Here is a 1,150-nt window from a genome sequence, read left to right as displayed (position 1 = left end):
ACACCAGACCCCTCAAAACGCGATTTTTTAGCATTTCTAAGTGTTTTTTCGTGATCAGCACGCGCCTGATCAGGATTCCTCACCAATTCCGTAGAATCCGGGCCCCATTCAAGTTCTTCATCGGCGTCTGCGTCGGCATCGAGCCCATCATCGGCGTCTGCATCTACTATTTCGAAGTCCCCGTCCGCGTCTTCTTCGTCGGACCCGCGCACGCGCACATGGTTGTATCCGCGCTCCGCGATCTCCGCGTTGTAGTTGAGGGCCCACATGTGGGACGAGGGTCCTAGGGGAATTGAGTGCAGGACGGGCTTGATACCTAGTCCGTGGAGGACTCGAAGATGCGGGACTTGCTGGATAAGTGAGGACAAGGAAATCGGGGTTGGGGGCGTGTGGACGACTGCGATCAGCGGTCTGTACGTTAGCGTGAGTGAGGCCAGTGGATAGGAGCCGGGGGCTTGCGGATCGAGAACGAGTACGAGATTTGTTGACATGGTGTGAATTGTTGTGTAGGATGCGCCAGTGGACCGAGGACCGAACGAAGTGAGGGACGCGGAACGGCGCTTTTGTGATTGGACAATCTTAAATTACGTGGTGTGGGATGGGTGATGAGGGAGGTGTGTGAGATGGGTAAAAATCGCAGCTATGCTGCTGGGTGGAATATGGAGCTGCCGCCGCGTCAGTCCGAGAATCCGGAATCGTGTGATTATCGGTGGTCTATTCCGGTGCTTGTGACCGTCCAATACGGTGATATGTGCTGGGTACCGCATAAGGCGTGGGCCTACCGTTATGAAGTGGGCGACTCTGGCTGGGTCGAGGTGTGTCCGACTGACGGTATTTGTGACCCGCGTGACTACGACGATTATCACGTGATTGCGTGGATGAAGTTTCCGGAGCCGTGGTCGGCTTGAGCTAAGTGTGGAGGATTTGTGACAACTATTTGTGCGGTGCGCGATGCGGGTGGTGTGTGGATGGGTTCTGATTCGGTGGCCACGCTTAACAATGATGGGTTGCGTACGCTGCGCGCCCCCAAGATTTTTCGATCGGGTCCGTTTTGCATCGGCGTGTCCGGGGCCATGGCCCTCAATTTCTGTGTGCGCCTAAATTTCGTGCCCCCTGTCAGGAACCGGTCAACGAACGTGGAGCGCTTCCT

Annotated in this window: 3 protein-coding genes; 2 read left to right on the top strand and 1 reads right to left on the bottom strand. The window is 56.0% G+C overall.

The window, feature by feature from the left end; all coding sequences use genetic code 11:
- On the bottom strand, positions 1 to 269 hold a 269-nt coding region (locus tag AC1RPG_RS07755), incomplete at its 3' end, for a hypothetical protein (RefSeq protein WP_481762341.1).
- Between the two features lie 354 nt (positions 270 to 623).
- Between AC1RPG_RS07755 and AC1RPG_RS07750 the strand changes: the two genes are divergently transcribed.
- Positions 624 to 908, top strand: coding sequence for a hypothetical protein (locus AC1RPG_RS07750; protein WP_251254817.1), 285 nt, complete (start codon positions 624 to 626; stop codon positions 906 to 908).
- 60 nt (positions 909 to 968) lie between these two features.
- A partial coding sequence (locus AC1RPG_RS07745; protein ID WP_481762434.1) for a hypothetical protein occupies positions 969 to 1,150 on the top strand: 182 nt, incomplete at its 3' end.

It is taken from the genome of Dellaglioa sp. CoH-57-MRSF-18 (assembly GCF_056781995.1).
This window is presented reverse-complemented; position numbering and strand designations above follow the sequence as displayed.